We start from the raw sequence: 916 nt of genomic DNA on the forward strand, positions 1-916 counted from the left end.
GGCTTTTTGGTGAAGAAAGAATAAGCTGCCAATGTACTCATTACATTGAACAGAAAACCATTGATTGAGCGATGTCTGGTATGCTGTAACTGGCAAATGTTTTTAAGTTCGTCATTCACGGATTCTATCACTGCTCTTTTACGTAAAAGTATTTTATCGGTAGCGGTTAAATCTTGCTTTTGCATGTTCTTTTTTACTTTGGTAATGAGTTGTATTCCATCCGCAAAAAGCAAGTCTGATAAGGCTTTGGAGATATAGCCTTTATCGCCAAAAATCTTTCCGACTATATCTTCTGTAAGGCTTTGCATCACTTTAATATTTCTATCATCCACATTACCTTTGGTTAAGTAAAAAGATAAAATCTCGCCTTTGTCATTGATAATGAGGTGCAGCTTAAAACCATAAAACCAACCAATGGAAGTAAAGCCTCTTTCAGCCACATTTTTAAACACTTTGTTCTGACGGATGCGTTTGTTGTGGCATACTTTGATGTGGGTAGAATCTACAAAATTGATACCCCTTGATTTACCCAAACAACACATTTTTAAGAACAACATCATGGGTACAGCTACCCTTTGCTGTAATTCAATGAAACGGTTGTAAGAAACCAAACCAGGAAAACAATCACTTAAATGAGCTTTTACGTAGTGAAGATAGTAGTGCTTAAAATTGGTAAATGAACCATAGTGAAAGAAGATTAGAATGGCAATAATTTCAGAATAGGTTAAGGAAGCTTTTCGGTTACGATGCTTGATTTCATTGCTTTCCAACCGATAGTGCTGAATACAATCTGAAAACGAAATACAAAAATCATCGGCAGGTACAAAAATTTCTATAATTTTATCCTTAAGCATAAAAGGTGATTGGTTGTTTAGCAATTGGTGGTACAATTAATAGACAATTTCAACACCTTTTT

The 916-nt window shown here is 34.8% G+C and carries 1 protein-coding gene; it reads right to left on the bottom strand.

Features of this window, described 5'->3' with window-relative positions:
- Positions 1-854 (bottom strand): IS982 family transposase (locus ACT9TX_RS18375; RefSeq protein ID WP_481340565.1); only part of this gene is annotated, 854 nt, incomplete at its 3' end.
- Positions 855-916 lie beyond the last annotated feature (62 nt).

The sequence above is a fragment of the Parasediminibacterium sp. HNIBRBA5674 genome, assembly GCF_056745525.1.